We start from the raw sequence: 25,360 nt of genomic DNA, 5'->3' as shown, positions 1-25,360 counted from the left end.
CCCATGCTTTCCAACCCTAATATCGATCTGGTTTCGCGCTTTCTTCGCCTGCCTCTGGAACAACGCCAGCAGTTTTACCAGCGCCTGCAAAGCCGGGGCATGAGCTTCGCCCAGCTGCCGATTGCCTCGATCCGTGAGGACGGCCAGATGCTGCCGTTGTCCTACGCCCAGGAACGGCAGTGGTTTCTCTGGCAACTGGACCCGGACAGCGCCGCCTATCACGTGCCGGGCGCCCTGCGCCTGAGCGGGCGCCTGGACAAGGTTGCGCTGCAAAAGAGCTTCGACACCCTCGCGGTGCGCCATGAAAGCCTGCGCACGCGCCTGCACCTGGATGATGAACAGCGCTCCCAGGAAGTGCTGGCCCACGGCGTGATCGAGATCGCTGAAAGCTCGGTCGACGAGGCCCAGCTCAAGGCCCGCGTCGAAGCCGAAATCGCCCGCCCGTTCGACTTGCAGCAAGGCCCGCTACTGCGCGTCAGCCTGCTTACCCTCGGTGAAGACGAGCACGTGCTGGTGCTGGTGCAGCACCATATCGTCTCCGATGGTTGGTCGATGGGCGTGATGGTGCAGGAGCTGATGCAGCTCTACGCCGCCTACAGCCAGGGCCAGGACTGCGTGCTGGCACCTTTGCCGATCCAGTACGCCGACTACGCACTGTGGCAACGCCGCTGGATGGAAGCGGGGGAGAAGGCCCGCCAACTGGACTACTGGCGTGAACTGCTCAGCGGCACGCAGCCGGTGCTGGAGCTGCCATTCGACCAGCCGCGCCCGGCGCAACAGAGCTACCGTGGCGCGCGTCTGGACATCGCGCTGGAACCGGCACTGGTTGCAGGGTTGAAAGCCCTGGCCCAGCGCGAAGGCGTGACGATGTTCATGTTGCTGCTGGCCTCCTTCCAGGCGTTTCTGTACCGCTACAGCGGCCAGCAGGATATTCGCGTGGGCGTGCCGATTGCCAACCGCAACCGCGTCGAGACCGAATCGCTGATCGGCTTCTTCGTCAATACGCAAGTGCTCAAGGCTGACCTCGATGGCCAGATGAGCTTCGCCCAGTTACTGCAGCAGACCAAGCGCCGCGCGCTGGAAGCCCAGGCCCATCAGGACTTGCCGTTCGAGCAGTTGGTGGAAGCGCTGCAACCGGAGCGCAGCCTGAGCCATAACCCGCTGTTCCAGGTGATGTTCAGCCACCAGGCCAATTCCCCTGCCGCCGCGCAGCAACTGCCGGGCCTGCGCGTGGCCAACCTCGAATGGGACAGCCACAGTGCCCAGTTCGACCTGAGCCTGGATACCCAGGAGAGCGGCGACGCGATCTGGGCGTCCTTGACCTACGCGACCGACCTGTTCGGCGCTGCCACCGTCGCGCGCATGGCCGAACATTGGCTGAGCCTGTTGCGTGCGGGCGTGGCGAACCCTGCCTTGCCCTTGCAGGATATGGCGACACTCAATGCCGAGGAGCGCGAGCAAATCCTCTCGCAATGGAACGCCACCGCGCGCGACTACCCCCAAGGGCAGTGGGTGCATCAGTTGATCGAAACCCAGGCGCTGGCACAGCCGGATGCACCGGCGTTGCGCTTCAGCGACCTGTCCCTGAGCTACGCCGAACTGAACCGCCGCGCCAACCGCCTGGCGCATCGCCTGATCGAAGCCGGCGTGGGGCCGGACGTGCTGGTGGGCCTGGCGGTGGAGCGTTCCATCGAAATGGTCGTCGGCCTGTTGGCGGTGCTCAAGGCCGGTGGTGCCTATGTGCCGCTGGACCCGGAATACCCGCGCGAACGCCTGGCCTACATGCTGGACGACAGTGGGGTGAAACTGCTGCTGACCCAGGCGCATTTGCGTGAGCAGTTGCCGATTCCCCAAGGCCTGGAAACCCTGGTGCTGGGTGAATCTGCCTTCGAGGGCTACAGCGATGCCAATCCCGGGGTCATTGTGGACGGCGAAAACCTCGCCTACGTGATCTACACCTCGGGCTCCACCGGCCAACCCAAAGGCGCCGGCAACCGTCATTCGGCATTGCTGAACCGCCTGCAATGGATGCAGGAAGCCTATGGCCTGGACGCCAGCGACACGGTGCTGCAAAAGACCCCGTTCAGCTTCGACGTGTCGGTGTGGGAGTTCTTCTGGCCGTTGATGACTGGTGCGCGCCTGGTGGTTGCAGCACCCGGTGATCATCGTGATCCGGCCAGGCTGATCAACCTGATCAATCAACAGCGGGTCACTACGCTGCACTTCGTGCCATCGATGTTGCAGGCGTTCCTGCAGGATCCGGCGGTGTCGACTTGCCAAAGCCTGCACCGCATCGTGTGCAGCGGCGAGGCCTTGCCGGTGGACGCCCAGCAGCAGGTCTTCGCCAAGCTGCCGCAGGCCGGGCTCTACAACCTGTACGGCCCGACCGAAGCCGCCATCGACGTGACCCACTGGACCTGCGTGGACGAAGGCCGCGACGCGGTGCCGATTGGTCGCCCGATTGCCAACCTGGGTTGCTACATCCTCGACAGCCACTTCGAACCCGTACCGGTCGGCGTCCTCGGCGAGTTGTACTTGGGCGGTATCGGCCTGGCCCGTGGTTACCACCGCCGCCCGGCACTCACCGCCGAACGTTTTGTCGCCCACCCGTTCATCCAGGGCGAGCGCCTGTACCGTACAGGCGACCTCGCACGCTACCGCGCAGACGGCGTGATCGAATACGCCGGGCGCATCGATCATCAAGTCAAGCTACGCGGCCTGCGCATCGAACTGGGGGAAATCGAGGCGCGCCTGCTGGAGCACGAATGGGTCCGTGAGACCGCCGTGCTGGCGGTCGACGGCAAATACCTGGTGGGCTACCTGGTGTTGCAAAACGCCGGGGACGATTGGCGCGATGTGCTCAGCGCCCATCTCGCCCAGCAGTTGCCGGACTACATGGTCCCGGCACAGTGGATGCTGCTGGAACAGATGCCCCTGAGTCCCAACGGCAAACTCGACCGCAAGGCGCTGCCCAAACCCGAAGCCACCCACTCCTACGAAGCTCCGCACAGTGTGCTGGAGCAGCAGATCGCGGCGATCTGGGCCGAGGTGCTGGGCGTCGAACAGGTGGGTTTGAATGACAACTTCTTCGAGCGCGGCGGTGACTCGATCATCTCCATTCAAGTGGTCAGCCGCGCCCGTGCCGCCGGTATCCATTTCACCGCCAAGGCGCTGTTCCAGCATCAGACCGTGCGCAGCCTCGCCCGGGTGGCGCAGTTGCAGACAGCGCAGGTGATCGACCAAGGCCCGGTGCAGGGCGAGACGCCGTTGCTGCCGTTCCAGCAGTTGTTCTTCGAGATGGACCTGCCGGACCGCCACCACTGGAACCAGTCCTTGCTGCTGGTGCCACGCGAGCCGGTCCGGGCAGGTCGACTGCAAGCGGCGTTGCACGCCATCGTCCAGCACCACGATGTGCTGCGCCTGAGTTTCAGCCAGCAGGCCGAAGGGTGGCAGGCCGAGCATGCAGCCGCCACCCCTGAGGTGCTGTGGCAAGCCACGGTGAAGGATGCCGACGAACTGGCCGCGCTGTGCGAAAAAGCCCAGCGCAGCCTCGACCTGCATCAGGGGCCCTTGCTGCGTGCGGTGCTTGCCGAACTGGCCGACGGTTCCCAGCGCCTGTTGCTGGTGATGCACCACCTGGTGGTGGATGGCGTGTCCTGGCGGGTGTTCCTTGAGGACCTGCAACGCCTGTACCGCCAACAGCCGTTACCGGCCAAGACCTCGTCGTTCAAGGCCTGGGCCGAGCGTTTGCAGGCCCATGCCCGCAGCGAAGCGGTACAGCCGCAGAAACACTTCTGGCTGCAACAACTCCAGGGCGTGCCGGCCGATCTGCCATGCCGTGATCCGCAAGGCGCGCGTCCTGTCCGCCTGGCGCAGACGGTGGTCAGCCAGCTGGACGCCGAGCACACCCGGCAATTACTGCAGCAGGCGCCTGCGGCCTATCGCACCCAGATCAACGATCTGCTGCTGACCGCCCTGGCGCGCGTCATCTGCCAGTGGACGGGGCAGGCTTCAAGCTTGATCCAGCTGGAAGGCCACGGCCGCGAAGACCTGTTCGACGATATCGACCTGACCCGCACCCTGGGTTGGTTCACCAGCCTGTTCCCGGTGCGCCTGACCCCGGCCGAATCCCTTGGCGCTTCTATCAAGCAGATCAAGGAGCAACTGCGCGCCGTGCCGGACAAGGGCCTGGGCTTCGGCGCGCTGCGCTACCTCGGCGACGAGGCCACGCGCCAGGCGTTCAGCGCATTGCCGGTGCCGCGTATCACCTTCAATTACCTGGGCCAGATCGACGGCAGCTTTGACCAGCCGGACGGCTTGTTCGCGCTGGCCGCAGAAAGTGCCGGTGCCGAGCAGAGCCCGGAGGCGCCGCTGGGCAACTGGTTGACACTCAACGGTCAGGTGTTCGGCGGTGAGCTGCACCTGGGTTGGACCTTCAGCCCGCTGATGTTCGAGGTGTCGCAGATCGACGCCTTGAGCCAGGCCTTCAGCCGTGAACTGACGGCGTTGGTGGAACATTGCTGTACCCCCGGCAACCACGGCGTGACGGCCTCGGACTTCCCGTTGTCCCGCGTGAACCAGCAGCAGCTTGAATCCTTGCCGCTGGCCGCTGATGGGATTGAAGACATCTACACCTTGTCGCCCATGCAGCAGGGCATGCTGTTCCACACCCTGTACGAACAGGCCGCCGGCGACTACATCAACCAGATCCGCGTGACGGTCGAGGGCCTGGATGTAGCGCGGTTCCAGCAGGCCTGGGATGTCACGGTGCAGGCCCATGATGTGTTGCGCAGTGGGTTCTACTGGGAAGGCCAGCTGGAATGGCCGTGCCAGGTGGTGTATCGCGAGGCCCGGTTGCCGATCGAACACCTCGACTGGCGCGCCATGCCGGAGCGTGAGCTGGCGTTGCAAAACCTGCAGCAAGCCCAGCGTCGCCAGGGCTTTGACCTGGCCAAGGCACCCCTTGTCCGTCTGGTGCTGGTGCGCACCGACGAGCAACGCCATGAACTGATCTACACCAACCATCACATCCTGATGGACGGTTGGAGCAATTCGCGACTGTTCGGTGAAGTGCTGCAACGTTACGCCGGAGTGGCGGTGCCTGAAGCGGCGGGTCGCTATCGTGATTACATCGGCTGGTTGCAGCAGCGGGATGCCGGTGCGACCGAAACCTTCTGGCGCGAGCAGTTGAGTGCACTGCAAGCGCCGACCCGCCTGGGCAGCAGCCAGCCAAGCGCGGCGAATGGGCATGGCGAACACCAACTGAGCCTGGAGCGCCCGCTGACGGGTCGCCTCGAGGCCTTTGCGCGCAGCAATAAGGTCACGCTCAATACCCTGATCCAGGCAGCATGGCTGGTCCTGTTGCAGCGCCATAGCGGGCAGGCGGTGGTGTCGTTCGGCGCCACCGTGGCCGGGCGCCCGGCAGACCTCGTGGGGGTGGAGCAGCAGATCGGCCTGTTCATCAACACCTTGCCGGTGATCTGCGCAGTGGATGGCCAGCAAACCGTGGCTGACTGGTTGCAAGCGGTGCAGGCGCAGAACCTGGCCTTGCGCGAGCATGAACATACCGGGCTGTACGATATCCAGCGCTGGGCCGGGCAGGGCGGTGAAGCCTTGTTCGATAACATCCTGGTGTTCGAAAACTACCCGGTGTCCAAGGCCCTGGAGCAGAGTGGCGGCAGCGGTATCCGTTTTGGCCTGCCGGATTCCCGCGAGCAGACCAGCTTCCCGCTGACGGTGCTGGTGGACGTGGGTGACACGCTATCGGTGCAGTTCAGTTTCGCGCGTGCGCATTTCGACCTGGGCACGGTGCAAACCTACGGCCGCCATCTGCTCAATCTGCTGCAAGCCATGCTTGAGGGCGGCCAGCAACGTCTGGGTAACCTGCCCATGCTCGATGTGGCCGAGCGTCAGCAGGTGGTGCAGGAATGGAACGCCACGGCACGGGACTACCCATTGCAGCACTGCGTGCATCAACTGATTGAACAGCAGGTGGGGCGCACGCCGGACGCTGCGGCCCTGGTGTTTGCCGAGCAGCGCTTGAGCTATGCCGAACTGAACCGCCGCGCCAACCGCCTGGCGCATCGCCTGATCGAAGCCGGCGTGGGGCCGGACGTGCTGGTGGGCCTGGCGGTGGAGCGTTCCATCGAAATGGTCGTCGGCCTGTTGGCGGTGCTCAAGGCCGGTGGTGCCTATGTGCCGCTGGACCCGGAATACCCGCGCGAACGCCTGGCCTACATGCTGGACGACAGCGGCGTGAAACTGCTGCTGACCCAGGCGCATTTGCGTGAGCAGTTGCCGATTCCCCAAGGCCTGGAAACCCTGGTGCTGGGCGAGTCTGCCTTCGAGGGCTACAGCGACGCTAACCCAGGGATCGCCCTGGACGGCGAAAACCTCGCCTACGTGATCTACACCTCGGGCTCCACCGGCCAACCCAAAGGCGCCGGCAACCGTCATTCGGCATTGCTGAACCGCCTGCAATGGATGCAGGAAGCCTATGGCCTGGACGTCAGCGACACAGTGCTGCAAAAGACCCCGTTCAGCTTCGACGTGTCGGTGTGGGAGTTCTTCTGGCCGTTGATGACTGGTGCGCGCCTGGTGGTCGCCGCGCCGGGGGATCATCGCGATCCGACCAAACTGGTGCGCCTGATCAATGCCGAACACGTCACCACGCTGCACTTTGTCCCGTCGATGTTGCAGGCGTTCCTGCAGGACCCGACGGTTGCGACCTGTCATACCTTGCGCCGCATCGTGTGCAGCGGCGAGGCCTTGCCGGTGGACGCCCAGCAGCAGGTCTTCGCCAAGCTGCCGCAGGCCGGGCTCTACAACCTGTACGGCCCGACCGAAGCCGCCATCGACGTGACCCACTGGACCTGCGTGGACGAAGGCCGCGACGCGGTGCCGATTGGTCGCCCGATTGCCAACCTGGGTTGCTACATCCTCGACAGCCACTTCGAACCCGTACCGGTCGGCGTGCTGGGTGAGTTGTACTTGGGCGGTATCGGCCTGGCCCGTGGCTACCACCGCCGCCCGGCACTCACCGCCGAACGTTTTGTCGCCCACCCGTTCATCCAGGGCGAGCGCCTGTACCGTACCGGCGACCTCGCACGCTACCGCGCAGACGGCGTGATCGAATACGCCGGGCGCATCGATCATCAAGTCAAGCTGCGCGGCCTGCGCATCGAACTGGGTGAAATCGAAGCACGCCTGCTGGAGCACGAGTGGGTCCGTGAGACCGCCGTGCTGGCGGTCGACGGCAAATACCTGGTGGGCTACCTGGTGCTGCAAAACGCCGGGGACGATTGGCGCGATGTGCTCAGCGCCCATCTCGCCCAGCAGTTGCCGGACTACATGGTGCCCGCCCAATGGGTGCTGCTGGAGCAGATGCCCCTGAGCCCCAACGGCAAACTGGATCGCAAGGCCTTGCCCAAGGCGGACGCCAGTTTGCAAGCGCGGGAGTATGTCGCGCCGCAGAGCGAGCTGGAACAGAAGATCGCCGCGATCTGGGCCGAGGTCCTGGAGGTACCGCGCGTGGGTTTGAACGACAACTTCTTCGAACTGGGCGGGCACTCGCTGCTGGCGACCCAGGTGGTGGTGCGCCTGCGTGAGCAGCTGCACGCCGAATTCGACGTCAAATCGATCTTCACCACCCCGACCCTGGCCGACTTCAGCGCCTATGTGGCTGGCCAGCAGACAAATAATTCGCCGGTGCAGGACGCATTGGCTAAATCCTTGGAGGCTCTCAAACGTCTATCAGCAGAAGATTTGGATAAATTGATTTCCTGAGGGGCGTGGCGTGCAAGCATTAATCGAGTCGGTAGGGTCACTTTCAGCGCAACAAAAGAAAGCGTTGGCGGTAATGCTCAAGCAGCAAGGCATCAACCTGTTTGAGATTGCCCCGGTTTTCAAGCGCCAGGAAGGTGAGCCCCTTCGACTCTCTTATGCCCAGGAACGGCAGTGGTTCCTGTGGCAGTTGGAGCCGCAGAGCACTGCCTATCACGTGCCAAGGGCCCTGCGCCTGACCGGCCAGCTGGACGTGACCGCGTTGCAGCGCAGCTTTGACACACTGGTGATGCGCCATGAAAGCCTGCGCACGCATTTGCAGGAGGACGGCGACAGCGCCCTGCAGGTGATTGCCGATCAGGTACCGGTGGAGATCGCCCTGGTCGACGCCGAGGAATCCGAACTCAAGGCGTTGGTGGAAGCCGAGATCGCCCAGCCGTTCGATTTGCAGCAAGGTCCACTGTTGCGGGTCAAGCTGCTGCGCCTGGCGCCCGAGGAACATGTGCTGGTGCTGGTGCAGCATCACATCGTTTCCGATGGCTGGTCGATGCAGGTGATGGTCGACGAGCTGGTGCAGCTGTACGCCGCCTATGTGCAGGGCCAGGACCTGCAACTGCCGGCCTTGCCGATCCAGTACGCCGACTACGCGCTGTGGCAACGCAGCTGGATGGAGGCGGGCGAGCGTGAGCGCCAGTTGGGTTACTGGAAAGGCATGCTCGGCGGCGAGCAGCCGGTCCTCGAAATGCCCATGGACCGCCCGCGGCCAGCGGTACAGAGCTACCGCGGGGCCAGGCTGGACCTGACCCTGGAAACCTCGCTGGTGGCGGCCCTCAAGACCTTGGCACAGCGCGAAGGTGTGACGGTCTTCATGCTGTTGCTGGCGTCGTTCCAGGCCGTGTTGCACCGCTACAGTGGCCAGGGTGACATCCGCATCGGCGTGCCGGTGGCCAGCCGTAATCGGGTGGAGACCGAGCGCCTGATCGGCTTTTTCGTCAACACGCAAATCCTCAAGGCCGATATCGACGGCCAAATGACCTTCCGTGAATTGCTGCAGCAAACCCGCCAACGTGCGGTCGAGGCCCAGGCCCATCAAGACTTGCCGTTCGAGCAACTGGTGGAAGCGCTGCAGCCCGAGCGCAGCCTGAGCTACAACCCGTTGTTCCAAGTGATGTTCAACCACCAGACCGACACCCAACGCGGCGGCGGTAGCGTCACGGGCCTGCAAGTACAAGGGCTGGAGTGGGAAAGCAAGACGTCGCAGTTTGACCTCAACCTCGACACCCAGGAATCGGCTGATGGTATCCAGGCGTCCCTGACCTATGCCACCGACGTGTTTGATGCGCCGGGCCTGGAACGTTTCCTCGGCCACTGGCACCGTTTGTTGCACCTGGTGGTCCAGGATTGTAACGGCCGGGTCGGCGAGTTGCCGTTGCTGGACGATACGCAGTGGCAGCAACTGGTGCATACCTGGAATGACACGCACCAGGCGTTCCGGCAGGCTGTGGGTGTACACCATTTGCTGGAAGCCCAGGCCCAGGCCCGTCCGGACGCGATCGCGCTGGTCTGCAATGGCCAGGCGCTGAGCTACGCAGAACTGAACCGCCGTGCCAATCGCCTGGCCCATCGCCTGCGTGCCGCCGGTGTTGGCCCGGACGTGCTGGTGTCCATTGCCCTGGACCGTTCGGTGGACATGGTGCTGGCCTTGCTGGCAACCCTGAAGGCCGGTGGTGCCTATGTGCCGCTCGATCCGCAGTTCCCGGCGGATCGGCTGGCGTTCATGCTCGAAGACAGCCGCGCACGCGTATTACTGACTGCCGGCGACCTGCACGAACGCCTGCCACTGGCGGCTGACCAGCAATTGCTGCTCATGGACGCACAGGAAGATGCGCGCTACAGCAGCGCCAACCCCGACATCGAACTGACGGGCGAACACCTCGCCTATGTGATCTACACCTCCGGCTCCACCGGCAAGCCCAAGGGCGTGATGGTGCGTCATGGCGCACTGAGCAGCTTCACCCATGGCATGGCCAGCACCCTGTCCATTGGCGCTGACGCGCGGCTGTTGTCGTTGACGACGTTCTCGTTCGATATCTTTGCCCTGGAACTCTACGTACCGCTGGCGACAGGTGCGACGGTGGTACTGGCCGACAAGCACGTGTCCCTGGACCCCGAGGCGATTCTGGATCTGGTACAGCGCGAAGCGATCAGTGTGGTGCAAGCCACGCCCTCGAGCTGGCGCATGCTCCTGGACAGCGAACGCCGCGCCTTGCTGCGCGGGGTCAAGTGCCTGTGCGGTGGCGAGGCGTTGCCGGTCGACCTGGCGCAACGCATGCTGGCCCAGCAGGGCACGGTGTGGAACCTGTATGGCCCGACCGAAACCACTATTTGGTCGGCGGCCCATCTACTGGTTGAACCGTTGCCGTTTGTCGGTCGGCCAATCGCCAACACCTCGTTGTTTATCCTCAATGCCGAGCTCACCCCGAGCCCGGTAGGCACCAGCGGTGAGCTGCTGATCGGCGGTGTCGGCCTGGCCCGTGGTTACCACGGCCGCGCAGCGATGACTGCCGAACGTTTCGTGCCTAACCCGTTCGCTACTAACGGCGAACGCCTGTACCGCACCGGCGACCTGGCGCGCTATCGCGCGGATAGCGTGGTCGAGTACATCGGCCGCGTCGACCATCAGGTCAAGGTGCGTGGGTTCCGTATAGAACTGGGAGAGATTGAGGCGTGCCTGCGTGAGCAGCATGCGATCCGCGAAGCCGTGGTGGTGGCCGAGCACGACCAGTTGCTGGCCTATCTGGTGACCGACACCTCGACGCCGGAAGCCGATCAGGGCGCCTTGCGCGAAACGTTCAAGGCCGCGCTGCGCGAGGTGCTGCCGGATTATATGGTGCCGGCGCACATGCTGTTCCTGGCACGCCTGCCGCTGACACCGAACGGTAAGCTGGATCGCAAGGCGCTGCCCAAGCCAGACGCCAGCCTGCTGCAAAAACGCTATGTGGCGCCGGTCGGTGAGAAAGCCCGGCAGGTGGCCGCGATCTGGGCCGAGGTGCTGGGCGTGCCGCAGGTGGGCCTGGAAGACCATTTCTTCGAACTCGGCGGTCATTCGCTGCTGGCGACCCGCATGGTGTCGCGTGTGCGCCAGGCACTGGGTATCGAGGTGGCGCTCAAAAGCCTGTTTGAACAACCGGTGCTGGGCGCCTTCGTGGCGGCACTGGGGGATGCACGCGCCGAGGTCGCGCAGATCACCCGCGCGGATCGCGAACAGCCGTTGGCCCTGTCGTATGCCCAGGAGCGCCAGTGGTTCCTCTGGCAGTTGGAACCCGACAGCGCGGCCTATCACATTCCTGCCGCGCTACGCCTGTTGGGTGCGCTTGACCGTGTGGCCCTGCAACGTGCGTTCGACACCCTGGTGCAGCGCCATGAAACCTTGCGCACGGTGTTTTTTTCCGACGTGAGCCAGACCGTTCAGCGCGTGCTCGAACAGGCTGCGCCGGTGATTGAACACCAGGTCGTGGGCGCAGCCACCTCCGGCGAATTGCAGGGGTGGGTGGAGCGCGAAATCGCCCGGCCATTCGATCTGCAGGCCGGCCCGTTACTGCGCATCAAGCTGCTGCAACTGAGCGAGCACGAGCATGTGCTGATACTGGTCCAGCACCACATCGTGTCGGATGCCTGGTCGATGCAGGTCATGGTCGATGAACTGGTGAGTTTGTATGCCGGTTACAGCCAGGGGCTGGAGCCAATGCTGCCGCCGCTGCCGATTCAATACGCGGACTACGCCCAGTGGCAGCGTGGCTGGATGGAGGCGGGCGAAAAAGCCCGGCAATTGGCCTACTGGCGGGCGCGCCTGGGTGATGTGCAGCCGGTACTGGAGCTGCCACTGGACCGCCCGCGCCCGGCGATGCAACGTTACGAAGGCGCACGCCTGGATGTGCTGGTTGAGCCCGTCGTGGTCGAAGGCTTGCGCGCCCTGGCGCAGCGCGAAGGCGTGACCCTGTTCATGCTGCTGCTCGCGTCCTTCCAGTCGATGTTGTACCGCTACACCGGCCAGTCGGACATCCGTGTCGGCGTGCCTATCGCCAACCGTAACCGTCTGGAAACCGAGCAACTGATCGGCTTCTTCGTCAATACCCAGGTGCTCAAGGCCGAGATCGACGGGCACATGACCTTTGCCCAGCTGTTGCAGCAGGTCAAGGAGCACGCGTTGGGTGCGCAGGCCCATCAGGACCTGCCTTTCGAACAGTTGGTCGAGGCCCTGCAACCCGAGCGCAGCCTGAGCCACAACCCGCTGTTCCAAGTGATGTTCAATCACCAGTCCGACGCCCATGCCAACCGTAGCAGCCAGCAATTGCCGGGGCTGCAGGTGCAGGGGCTGGAGTGGGACAGCCATACGGCGCATTTCGACCTGAGCCTGGATACCCAGGAGTCTGCCGAGGGCCTGCACGCTTCGTTGACCTACGCGACCGCACTGTTCGACGCCAGTACCCTGCAGCGCTTCGCCGCGCATTGGCAAAACCTGCTGAAGAGCGTGGTGGGTACGGCCCGGCAGTGTATCGCCGACCTGCCGATGTTGGGCCGCGATGAGCAAGCGCAGATGCTCTATGGGTGGAACCCGCCGCAGCCGGCGCGTGCCGCCCACAGCAGCGTGCTGGTTAAATTCGAGCAGCAGGTGGCGAGCCGGCCCGACGCCGTCGCCCTGATCATGGATCAGCGGCGCATGAGTTACGCCGATCTCAACCAGCGCGCCAACCGACTGGCCCACGCCCTGATCGAGCAGGGCGTGGGCGCCGACAGCCTGGTCGGCGTGGCCGTGGACCGTTCGCTGGAAATGATCGTGGCCCTGCTGGCCGTGCTCAAGGCCGGCGGCGCCTATGTGCCGCTGGACCCGCAATACCCCCGCGACCGCCTGCAATGCATGATCGAAGACAGCGGTTTGCAGCTGTTGCTGACCCAGCAGCCGTTGCTGGAGCGCCTGCCGATCAGTGCCGACCTGGCGGTGATCTGCCTGGAGTGCGATCCGCAGTGGTTGGCCGAGTACCCGTCGAGCAACCCCGAGGTGCGCGCGTTCCCGGCCAACCTGGCCTACCTGATGTTCACCTCGGGTTCGACCGGGCGGCCCAAGGGCGTGGGCATCGACCAGGCGTCGTTGGCACGCCACGTCGAGGTGTTTATCGAGGTGTTTGCGCTGACCGCCGCCGACTGCGTGCTGCAATTCGGTACGTTCAACTTCGACGGTTTCGTCGAGCAACTCTACCCGGCACTCTGCTGCGGGGCTGCGGTGGTGGTGCGTGGCGGCGAGCTGTGGGACAGCGACACCTTCTACACCCAACTGATCGAACATGAGATTTCGGTGGTCGACCTCACCACCGCCTACTGGCACCTGATCGCCCGGGACTTTGCCGAGCGCGGTGTGCGGGACTATGGGCGGTTGCGCCAGGTGCATGCGGGCGGCGAAGCCATGCCGCCGGAAGGTTTGGCCTCCTGGCGCGATGCCGGGCTGGGCCATGTGCGTCTGCTCAACACCTACGGTCCCACCGAGGCGACCGTCACGGTCACGGCCCTCGATTGTGCGGGTTATGTCGATGGCAGCGAAGCCGTCACGCAAATGATGCCGATTGGTCGCGTACTGGACGGCCGTGCCATCTACCTGCTGGATGCCAGCCTCAACCCGGTGCCCGTGGGCGTGGCCGGCGAACTGGTGATCGGCGGGCCATTGCTGGCGCGGGGGTACTTCAACCGCGCGGCGTTGACCGCCGAACGCTTTATTCCCGACCCTTTTGACCCCGCTGGCGGCGGTCGCCTGTACCGCACCGGCGACCTGGCGCGCTACCGCGCCGATGGCGTGATCGAGTACATCGGGCGTATCGACCATCAGGTCAAGGTACGTGGCTTCCGTATCGAACTGGGTGAAATCGAATCGCGCCTGCTGGCCCAGGATGCGGTCCGCGAAGCGCTGGTGATTGCTGCCGACCAGCAACTGATCGCCTACCTCGTCACCTCCACGGCCGAGTCCGAGCAGGACGCACTGCGTGAGCAGCTTCGCGCGGCCTTGCGCGATGAGCTGCCGGACTACATGGTGCCGGCGCACTTCATGTTCCTGAAGGCACTGCCATTGAGCCCCAATGGCAAGCTGGATCGCCATGCCTTGCCACGCCCGGATGCGAGCCAGGCGCTGCACAGTTGGGTGGCGCCGGTCAGTGTGCTGGAGCAGCAGGTTGCCGCGATCTGGGCGAATATCCTCGGTGCCGAACGTATTGGCCTGACCGATCATTTCTTTGAGCTGGGCGGCCATTCCTTGCTGGCCATGCAAGTGGCGTCGCGCCTGCGGCATAACCTGGGGATCGAGTTGCCGCTGCGCGTGCTGTTCGAACAACCGCGCCTCGACGGCTTTGTCGCGGCCGTGCATACCGAGGGCAAGCGGGGCGGTTCGACGGCGCCGGCATTGGTGCCGTCTTCCCGCGATGTGCCGTTGGTGTTGTCGTATGCCCAGGAGCGCCAGTGGTTCCTCTGGCTGCTGGAGCCCGACAGCGCCGCCTACCATGTGCCCAGCGCGTTGCGCCTCAAGGGCCGGTTGGACCTGAACGCGCTGCAACGCAGCTTCGACACGCTGGTAGCGCGCCACGAAAGCCTGCGCACCCATTTGCATCAGGGTGATGAGCAGACCGTGCAGGTGATTGCGGCGCAGGCCACGGTCGACATCGTTCTGGTCGAGAGCGACCCGACCCGGCTCAAGGCCCAGGTCCAAGCCGAGATCGCCCGCCCGTTCGACCTGCAGGCCGGGCCATTGCTCAGGGCCACGTTGTTGCGCCAGGGCGAGGACGAGCATGTACTGGTGCTGGTGCTGCACCATATCGTCTCCGACGGCTGGTCGATGCAAATCATGGTCGATGAGCTGGTGCAGTTGTACAGCGCCTACAGCCAGGGCCTGGATCTGCAACTGCCGGCCTTGCCGATCCAGTACGCCGACTATGCCCGCTGGCAGCGCGAGTGGATGGACGCGGGCGAAAAAGCCCGGCAGCTGGCGTACTGGCAAGGTTTGCTGGGCGGCGAGCAACCGGTGCTGGAGTTGCCTTTCGACCACCAGCGCCCGGCCGAGCAAAGCCATCGTGGTGCGCGCCTGTTTGTCGAGCTGCCGCCCGCGCTGGTTGCCGACCTCAAGGGCCTGGCGCAACGCGAAGGCGTGACCCTGTTCATGCTGTTACTGGCCTCGTTCCAGGCGCTGATGCACCGTTACAGCGGCCAGGAAGACGTGCGCGTCGGGGTGCCGATTGCCAACCGCAACCGGGTCGAGACCGAGCGGCTGATTGGCTTCTTCGTCAACACCCAGGTGCTCAAGGCCGATATCGATGAGCAGACTTCGGTCACGCAACTGTTGCAGCAGGTCCGCCAGCGTGCGCTGGAGGCCCAGGACCATCAGGACCTGCCGTTCGAGCAACTGGTGGAGGCGCTGCAACCCGAGCGCAGCTTGAGCCTCAACCCGTTGTTCCAAGTGATGTTCAACCACCAGACCGAAGCGCGCCTGGGCGGCGCCGAACACGCGCTGTCCGCACTGCGCGTCGAAGGCCTGGAATGGGAGAGCCAGACCGCCCATTTCGACCTGGACCTGGATGTGCATGAAGGCACCGACAACATCTGGGCCACCTTGGGTTACGCCACCGACCTGTTCAACGCCTCGACCATCGAGCGCATGGCGCGCCACTGGCAGAACCTGTTGCAGGGCATGGTTGCGCACCCACAGCACAGCATCGGCGAGTTGAACCTGCTGGACCCGGCCGAACGCCAGCAGATCCTGCAATTGTGGGATCAAACCGCTGCCGGCTTCTCAGCCGAGCGCCTGGTCCACGAACTGGTCGCCGACCGTGCCCGGGAAAACCCGGATGCAGTCGCGGTGAAATTCGACGCGCAAACCCTGAGCTACGGCGAGCTTGACCGCCAGGCCAACCGCCTGGCCCACGCCCTGATCACCCGTGGCGTCGGCCCCGAAGTGCGCGTGGCGATTGCCATGCCGCGCAGTGCCGAGAGCATGGTGGCGTTCCTGGCGGTGATGAAAGCCGGCGGCGTGTATGTGCCACTGGATATCGAGTACCCGCGTGATCGCCTGCTGTACATGATGCAGGATAGCCGCGCGAAGTTGCTGCTGACCCACACCAGTGCGCTGCCGCAACTGCCGATTCCCGAAGGCCTGGACAGCCTGGCGATTGATCGCACCGAGCAATGGGCAGGCTTCAGCGACACGGCACCGCAGGTGAAACTGGACGGCGACAACCTGGCCTACGTGATCTACACCTCCGGCTCGACCGGCATGCCCAAAGGCGTGGCGGTCTCTCATGGGCCGTTGGTGGCGCATATCATCGCCACCGGCGAGCGTTATGAAACATCGCCGGCCGATTGCGAACTGCATTTCATGTCGTTTGCCTTCGACGGCTCCCACGAAGGCTGGATGCACCCGCTGATCAATGGCGCCAGTGTGCTGATCCGTGACGACAGCCTATGGCTGCCCGAGTACACCTACGAACAGATGCACCGTCACAACGTGACCATGGCGGTGTTCCCTCCGGTGTACCTGCAGCAGTTGGCCGAACATGCCGAGCGTGACGGCAACCCGCCGAAGGTTCGGGTCTACTGCTTCGGCGGTGATGCTGTCGCCCAGGCCAGCTACGACCTGGCCTGGCGCGCGCTCAAGCCGACCTACCTGTTCAACGGCTACGGCCCGACGGAAACCGTGGTCACGCCGCTGCTGTGGAAAGCCCGTCGAGGCGATCCCTGCGGCGCCGTCTACGCGCCAATCGGCACGTTGCTGGGCAACCGCAGCGGCTACGTGCTGGACGCGCAACTCAACCTGCAACCCATCGGCGTCGCCGGTGAGCTGTATCTGGGTGGCGAGGGCGTGGCCCGCGGTTACCTGGAACGTCCGGCACTGACCGCCGAGCGCTTCGTGCCGGACCCGTTCGGCAAACCTGGCAGTCGTGTGTATCGCAGCGGCGACCTGACCCGTGGGCGCCCGGATGGCGTGGTGGATTACCTCGGTCGCGTCGACCATCAGGTGAAAATCCGTGGCTTCCGTATCGAGCTGGGCGAGATCGAAGCGCGCCTGCGCGAGCAGGACAACGTTGGCGAAACCGTGGTGGTGGCCCAGGAAGGCCCGACCGGCAAACAGCTGGTGGCCTACGTGGTGCCGGCCGACGCCAGCCTGGTCAACGAAGCCGAGTTCCGCGACCACCTGCGCCGTGCCCTGAAAACCCGCCTGCCGGATTACATGGTGCCGACGTACTTCATGTTCCTGGCGCAAATGCCGCTGACCCCCAACGGCAAGCTCGACCGCAAGGGCTTGCCGCAACCCGACGCCAGCCTGTTGCAACAAGCCTATGTGGCTCCGCAGAGCGAGTTGGAGCAGCAGATTGCCGCGATCTGGGCCGAGGTATTGCGCCTGCCGCAAGTGGGCCTGAACGACAACTTCTTTGAGCTGGGTGGTGATTCGATCATCTCGATCCAGGTAGTCAGCCGTGCTCGCCAGGCGGGTATTCGGTTCACGCCCAAGGACCTGTTCCAGCACCAGACCGTACAAAGCCTGGCCGGTGTCGCGCGCCAAGGCGTCGAAGGCGTGACGATCAGCCAGGCCGCGCTCAGTGGCGAAACCTTGCTGCTGCCTATCCAGCAAGCGTTCTTCGCCGATGAGATCGCCGAGCGTCATCACTGGAACCAATCGGTGGTATTGCAACCCCATGAACACCTCGACGCCACGACGCTGACCCAGGCCTTGCAGGCGTTGATCGTGCATCACGATGCGTTGCGTTCGCAGTTCGTTGACGGTGCGGATGGCTGGCAGGGCGTCTATCGCGGTGCCGAACAGCACCAGGCCCATGCCGTTCTGTGGCACCGCACGCTGCAGGACATCGACGAACTCGCGGCCTTGGGTGAAGAGGCACAACGCAGCCTGGACCTGGGCTACGGCCCGCTGATACGGGCGGTGCTGGTCGAGTTGGACGGTGGTGCACAGCGCTTGCTGTTGGTGGTCCACCACCTGGTGGTGGATGGTGTGTCGTGGCGGATCCTTTTGGAGGACCTGCAAACGGCTTACCGGCAGCTCGCCCGTGGCGTTGCCGTGGCATTGCCGGCCAAGACCAGCTCCACCCGCGACTGGGCACACCGACTGCAGCAGTACGCCCAGGGCGATGCGCTGACCGGCGAACTGGCATGGTGGCAAGCGCAGTTGCACGGCGCCGAGGTCGACCTGCCAGCTGCCAGGCCGGGCGCCAGCTTGAGCAACCGGCATGCCGGCAGTGCGACCACGCATCTGGATACCACCCACACCCGGCGCCTGTTGCAGGACGCACCGGCGGCCTATCGCACCCAGATCAACGATGTGTTGCTGACCGCCCTGGCCCGAGTGATCGGGCGCTGGACCGGGCATGCGTCGACCCTGATCCGTTTGGAGGGACATGGCCGCGAAGACCTGTTCGACGATATCGACCTGACGCGCACCGTCGGCTGGTTCACCAGTCTCTACCCGGTCAAACTGACGCCGGCCCTGACCCTGACGGACTCGTTGAAGGGGATCAAGGAGCAACTGCGCGCCATTCCCGACAAAGGCATCGGCTTTGGTGCCTTGCGTTACCTGGGGCAACCGCAGGTTCGTGAAGCCCTGGCGGGCTTGCCGCAGCCTCGCATTACGTTCAACTACCTGGGCCAGTTCGATGCCAGTTTTGATGACAGCGAGGAGCAGGGCCTGTTTGCGCCTTCCGGTGACGCTGCCGGGGCTGATCAAAGCCCTGAAGCGTCCTTGGGCAACTGGCTGGAAATCAACGGCCAGGTGTATGGCGGCGAATTGAACCTGACCTGGAGCTTCAGTCAGCAGATGTTCGACCCGGCCAGCATCCAGCAATTGGCCGAGGACTATGCCCAGGAACTCAAGGCACTGATCGCACATTGCTGCCAGCCTGAAAACACCGGTGCCACGCCGTCGGACTTCCCATTGGCGCGCTTGAGCCAGGCACAGTTGGATGGCCTGTCGTTGCCGTTGAACCGGGTCGAGGACATCTACCCGTTGTCACCGATGCAACAGGGCATGCTGTTCCAATCCTTGTATGGACAGGGTTCCGGCGACTACATCAACCAGATGCGCGTCGATGTGCATGGGCTGGATGTAAGCAGGTTCCACGCGGCCTGGCAGGTTGCCGTGGAGCACCACGATATCCTGCGCACGGCGTTCCTCTGGCAGACCGAGCTGGAGCAGCCGTTGCAAGTGGTCTACAAGACGGTGCGGGTGCCTTTGCTCGAACACGATTGGCAGCACCGCGCGGACCGCGCCGAAGCACTCGACGCACTGGCCGAAGCCGCCCGGGCCGAAGGCTTTGTGCTTGAGCAGGCCCCATTGTTGAGCCTGGTGGTGGTGCGTACCGGTGCCGACAGCCATCATCTGATTTACACCAACCACCACATCCTGATGGATGGCTGGAGTTCATCGCAGTTGTTCGGCGAGGTGCTGCAGCAGTACGCCGGCGAGGTGTTGCGCGCGCCGAACGGGCGTTACCGTGACTACATCGCCTGGCTGCAGGCACAGGACCCGGTCACCAGCGAAACCTTCTGGAAGGCGCAGCTGGCGGGGATGCAGGAACCGACCCGGCTGTCGCGCGGTGCCAGGCGCGAGCAGGGTGTTTCCCAGGTCAACGGCATTCACCGGCTGGTGCTGGAGCAGTCGGCCACCGAGCAGCTCAAGGCCTTTGCCCAGCGGCGCAAGGTTACCCTCAATACCCTGGTGCAAAGTGCCTGGCTCCTGCTGTTGCAACGGCATACCGGCCTGGACACCGTCGCGTTCGGTGCGACGGTGGCGGGACGTCCGGCCGAGTTGCCGGGCATCGAGCAGCAGGTCGGTTTGTTTATCAACACCTTGCCAGTGGTGGCGACGCCGAGCCCGCAGTTGAGCGTGGACGCCTGGCTGCAGCAGGTGCAGGGGCAAAACCTGCGTCTGCGCGAGCAGGAGCACACGCCGTTGTTCGACATTCAGCGTTGGGCCGGGCTCGGTGGCGAAGCGCTGTTCGACAGCATCCTGGTGTTCGAGAACTACCCGGTGTCGGCGGCGCTGGAGCAGGGCGCCCCGGCGGGCCTGCGTTTCGGCGCGATGGACAGCCTGGAACAGACGCACTATCCCTTGACCGTATTGCTGGCCATGGGTGAACGCCTGGCCGTGGAGTTCAACTACGACCCGGCTGCGTTCGGCGAGCAGGACATCGTCCATCTGGCCGAGCACTTCGAGCAGGTATTGCAGGCACTCACTTTGCCGCAGGTGGAGCGCCTGGCGGACCTGCCATCCCTGCCGCAGGCACAGCGCAAGGTGATCGTCGAGGACTGGAATGCGACGGCGCGCGAGTACCCGCTGCCACGCGGTGTGCACCAATTGATCGAAGATCAGGTCGCCCTGACGCCGCAGGCTCCCGCCCTGGTATTTGGCGCGCAGCGCCTGAACTACGCCGAGTTGAACCGCCGCGCCAACCGCCTGGCGCATCGCCTGATCGAAGCCGGCGTAGGCCCGGACGTGCTGGTAGGCCTGGCGGTGGAGCGTTCCATCGAAATGGTCGTCGGCCTGCTCGCGGTGCTCAAGGCCGGTGGTGCCTATGTGCCGCTGGACCCCGAATACCCGCGTGAGCGCCTGGCCTACATGCTGGACGACAGCGGCGTGAAACTGCTGCTGACCCAAGCCCATTTGCTTGAGCAATTACCGATTCCCCAAGGCCTGGAAACCCTGGTGCTGGGCGACGCCGGGTGCGAAGGCTACAGCGACGCGAACCCAGGGCTCGCCCTGGACGGTGAAAACCTCGCCTACGTGATCTACACCTCGGGTTCCACCGGGCAACCCAAAGGCGCGGGCAACCGCCATTGCGCACTGACCAACCGCCTGTGCTGGATGCAGGAGGCCTACGCGCTGGATGCCCGCGACACCGTGTTGCAGAAAACTCCGTTCAGTTTCGACGTCTCGGTGTGGGAGTTCTTCTGGCCGCTGATGACCGGCGCACGCCTGGTGGTCGCCGCACCGGGGGACCATCGCGCCCCGGACAAACTGGTCGGCCTGATCACGCGTGAACAGGTCACCACGCTGCATTTTGTGCCGTCGATGCTGCAAGCGTTCCTGCAGGATTCGAACGTGTCTTCCTGCGCCAGCCTGCAGCGCATTGTGTGCAGTGGCGAGGCGTTGCCGGTGGACGCGCAACAGCAAGTGTTTGCCAAGCTGCCGCATGCCGCGCTTTACAACCTGTATGGCCCGACCGAAGCGGCCATCGACGTGACCCACTGGACGTGCGTGGATGAAGGCCGCGACGCGGTGCCGATCGGCAAGCCGATTGCCAACCTGGGCTGCTATGTCCTGGACAGCCATTTCGAGCCGGTACCGGCCGGCGTGCTGGGTGAACTGTTCCTGGGCGGCGTGGGCCTGGCGCGCGGTTATCACCGGCGTCCGGGCTTGACCGCCGAGCGCTTTATCGCGCATCCGTTCATCAAGGGCGAGCGCCTCTACCGTACCGGTGACTTGGCGCGCTACCGCCCTGACGGTGTGATCGAATACGCCGGGCGTATCGACCATCAGGTCAAACTGCGCGGCTTGCGTATCGAGCTGGGTGAAATCGAAGCACGCCTGCTGGAGCACGAGTCGGTGCGCGAGGCGGCGGTGCTGGCGGTGGACGGCAAGCACCTGGTGGGTTACCTGGTCTTGCAGGAGCAGGGCGAGGGCTGGCGTGAAACCCTCAGTGCACACTTGGCTGTGCAGTTGCCGGATTACATGGTGCCGACGCAATGGTTGCTGCTGGAACAGATGCCCCTCAGCCCCAACGGCAAGCTGGACCGCAAGGCATTGCCGAAGCCGGACACGCAGTCGACCCAGCGGTTTGAAGCGCCACGGACCGAGCTTGAACAGAGCGTCGCCGCGATCTGGGCCGATGTGCTCGGTGTGGAACACGTCGGGATGAATGACAACTTCTTTGAATTGGGCGGCCACTCGCTGTTGGTGCTGATGCTCAAGGAGCGGATTCGCAAGGCCAGCGGTATCGGCCTTTCGGTCAGCCAGTTGATGCTCAACCCGACCGTGCGCGCGCAGGTCGGCTGCCTCGAAGGCACCACTCGCCGCTCGCTGCTGGTGCCGCTCAACAGCCGCACCGAAGGCACGCCGCTCTACCTGTTCCACCCCAGCTACGGTTCGGTGCATTGCTACAAGGCCATCGCCCTGGCGTTGCGTGAACAGCGGCCGGTGGTCGGGGTGATCTGTCGTGCGTTGGCCGAGGAGGGCGCCGAAGTGCCGGCCTGGTCCGGCATGGTCGAGGACTACACCGCGCAATTGCTGGAGGCCCAGCCCGAAGGGTCCTTCCGCCTGGCGGGCTGGTCGTTGGGCGGCAACCTGGCGGTAGAGGTTGCCTATCACCTGGAACAGGCGGGCCGGCAGGTAGAGTTTGTCGGCTGGATCGATTCGTCGCCGCCGCGCTGGCTCACCCCGTACTGGGAAGCGGCAATCGTGACTGACGACAGCGAGATATCCGACAACGAACGGCGCGTGGACTTGCTCGGAGTGATGTTCCCGGCGTTTGCAGAGGCTGTCCATGCCACCTGGCAGGACGTGCAGGCCACCCACGCCGATGAAGACACGCGATGGGCACGCTTCGTCGAATGGGCCGAGGCCACCCTGGGTGACGCCTTCCTCGACATCAGGCAAGCGCTGTTGGAGGGCAACGAAGCGCAGGTGTCCTGGGACGTCGACCGTACGTTGGTCAAGCGCATGGAGCAGGCTGACTTCAAGCCACTCAAGGCGCCTGTCAGTTGCTGGTGGGCCGCCATGAGCCGGGCCGGTCAGCACCGGGCGATGATCGAGGCCAGTATGCAGCGGGTGATTGGCGAGGGCTGTGTGGTGCGGTCGGTGGTGATTGAGGTGGACCATGAGCGCATCATCGACAACGCCGAATTTGTACGCAGCCTGGTGACAGCCATGGCGTAACCGTCGCTTGGACAGAAAGCCCCGGCTCACGTGGTGTGAGCCGGGGCTTTTTTGTGGGTGAGCTGTGGGGGGAGGGGCGGCGAAGCATCGCCCATAAAAAACACCCTGGGCAGGCGGGCTGCGCAGGGTGTCTGGAGGTTGCCGGGGTTAGATCAGAAGTCCCAGCGGGTCGACAGCATCACGTTGCGCGGGTCGCCCGAGTAGGACGACGTGTAGAAGCCGATGTTGGTGTAGTAGCGCTTGTCGAACACGTTGTTGACGTTGATCGAGGCGGAGAGGTTCTTGCTGATCTGGTAGCGCGCCATGGCGTCGACCAGCCAGTACGGGTCTTGGGAGAACCGCTGGGTGACCCTCTTGCCGCGGTTGTAGACATCCTGCCACGCCTCACCTTGCCAGCGCGCACCGCCGCCGAGGGTGAGCTTGTCGAGGGCGCCGGTCAGCTTGTAGCTGGTGTAGAAATTGAGCTGGTCCTGAGGTTCCCAGGTGGAGAACTTCTTGCCATCGTCATCGCGGATCACCTTGTGGGTGTAGCCCGCCTGCACCTGCCAGCCTGGCAGCAGCTCACCGGAAATCTCGGCTTCATAGCCCTTGGTCTTGGCCTGGACGCCCATGTAGGCCCACTCGACAGGCGAGTTGGCCGGCATATTGTTGTTGTACTCGGTGTCTTCCTCGGCGCGATTGGACTCATGAATCTCGAAGTAGGCGAGGCTGGCATTCAGGCGGCCGTCATAGAACTCACCCTTCACACCCAGTTCATAGTTTTCCCCTTCGTCAGGCTCGACCATCTTGTTGTTGCGGTCGGGCCGCAGCTGCTGCGGCATGAAGATCGAGGTATAGCTGCCGTACACCGAGAAGTTTTTATTCAGGTCGTACACCACGCCCGCATACGGGATGAGTTTGCCGGTCTCGCGCGAGTCGTTGGTGCCGGTCAGGCGGTAGTCGGTCAGGCGCGAACCGAGCAACAGGGACAGGTCGTCAGTGAGGCTCAGACGTGTCGAGAAGTAGACCGCTGCCTGGCGGGTGATGTCGTCTTTCTCGGTAGCGCGGCCCCAATCCGGCTCCAGGCTGTCACCGTCCCATGAATAAAGAGGGAAGTCATTACTGTCCTTGTAGGTCGCATTGAAATAGTCGTTGCCTTCCCAGTGCGAACGCGAAACCGATGCCCCCACCACCAACTGGTGCTCGCGACCGCCCAGGCTGAACGGCCCGGAGAGATAGAAATCGCCGTTATTACTGATGGTCTTGCCGGTGTACTTGGCGGCATACACCGAGGCTCTGTCGGTGGAATTTTGCTTTGGAGAAGCGTAACCCAGTGGCGCGTTGTAGCCATTGAGCTGGTTGCTGTAGTTGGCCTTGGCGATCCAGCCGTTATCCAGCGCGTGTTCCAGAGTGGCGAAAACGCTGCGGCTGTATTGGCCCCAACTGCTCCATTTCGGGCCATTGTTGTAGCCACGGTTAAAGCTGATCTCGTTACCTGCACCATCGAACAACGAGCGGCTGCCGGACCAGCTCGAACCCTTGGGATCGGTGTCCTGATAGTCGGCACCGACGGTCAGCAGGGTGTCCGGTGACAGGTCGAATTCGAGGATGCCGTAGTAGACATTGGTCTTGCGTTCATAGTGGTCGATGAACGAATGCTTGTCCTGGTACACCGCCACGGCACGCCCGCGCACGTTGCCGCTTTCGGTCAGCGGGCCGCTCACGTCCAGCTCCGAGCGGTAGTTGTCCCACGAGCCGGCGCCCAGGCCCACATGCCCCTGGAACTCGGCGGTCGGCTTCTTGCGCACCAGGTTGATGGTGCCTCCCGGGCCGCCGGCGCCGGTCATCAGGCCGGTGGTGCCCTTGAGGATTTCGACGCGGTCGTAGATCGCCATGTCGCTCAGGGTCTGGCCGGCCGAGTAACCTTCGTTGCGGGTGGTCGGCACGCCGTCGTACTGGAAATTCTGGATCGGGAAGCCCCGGGAATAATAGTTGGTGCGCTCGCTGTCGAAGGTCGAGACGGTGATGCCCGGTGTGTGGCGCATCACGTCGTCGATGCCGTTCAGGCCGAAGTCGTCCATGGTCTGGCGGGTGACCACGGAAATCGACTGCGGCGTCTCGCGCGGTGTCAGTACCATCTTGGTGGCGGTGGCGATGGTGCCTGGCGTGTAGGAACCGGAACCTTCGGTGATGGTACCCAGTTGGTTGGCGTTGATCTGGGTGGCGCCAAGCTCGAGGGCGCCGCTACCGGAGCCGGGCGCGTTGATGATCATCGAGCTGCCTTGCAGGCTGTAGCTGACGCCGGTCCCTCCCAGCATTTGCTCGATCGCCCGTACCGGGTCCATCTTGCCGCTGACTGCCGTGCTGCGTTTGTTTTGCACAGTTTCCGGGCTGTACAGGATTTGCAGGTTGGTCTGTTGGCCAAATACCTGCAGCGCAGTACTCAACGGCTGCGCGGGGATGTTCAATTCGAACTCTTGCGCCTGCACATAACCCGCCATCGACAGGCTGGCCGCCAGGGCCAGGCTATTGGGCAGAGCGTTGAATTTCAGGGCCCGCCGCATGGAAAGTGCGGTGCTCAATGGGCTGAGGGCAAGCCGTACTGGCATGGTGTTGTTTCTCTTT

1 protein-coding gene and 1 pseudogene are annotated in these 25,360 nt (G+C 64.0%); one reads left to right on the top strand and one right to left on the bottom strand.

Features of this window, described 5'->3' with window-relative positions; all coding sequences use genetic code 11:
- Positions 1 to 3: 3 nt before the first annotated feature.
- A pseudogene (locus FBY10_RS18890) lies at positions 4 to 22,756 on the top strand (non-ribosomal peptide synthase/polyketide synthase).
- Positions 22,757 to 22,908: 152 nt separating this feature from the next.
- On the opposite strand, the gene FBY10_RS18885 reads toward FBY10_RS18890, so the two are convergent.
- Complete coding sequence (locus tag FBY10_RS18885) at positions 22,909 to 25,344, bottom strand: TonB-dependent siderophore receptor (protein WP_145337237.1); 2,436 nt, start codon at positions 25,342 to 25,344, stop codon at positions 22,909 to 22,911.
- Between the last annotated feature and the right edge of the window lie 16 nt (positions 25,345 to 25,360).

Origin of the sequence: Pseudomonas sp. SJZ103 (assembly GCF_007828335.1) — a bacterium.
Classification (GTDB): Bacteria; Pseudomonadota; Gammaproteobacteria; order Pseudomonadales; family Pseudomonadaceae; genus Aquipseudomonas.
The sequence above is the reverse complement of the archived record's forward strand: the minus strand, read 5'-3'. Positions and strand labels throughout refer to the sequence as shown.

Coding starts and splice junctions, on each gene's coding strand:
- FBY10_RS18885 (WP_145337237.1), bottom strand. CDS start 25,344: ATGCCAGTACGGCTTGCCCTCAGCCCATTGAGCACCGCACTTTCCATG.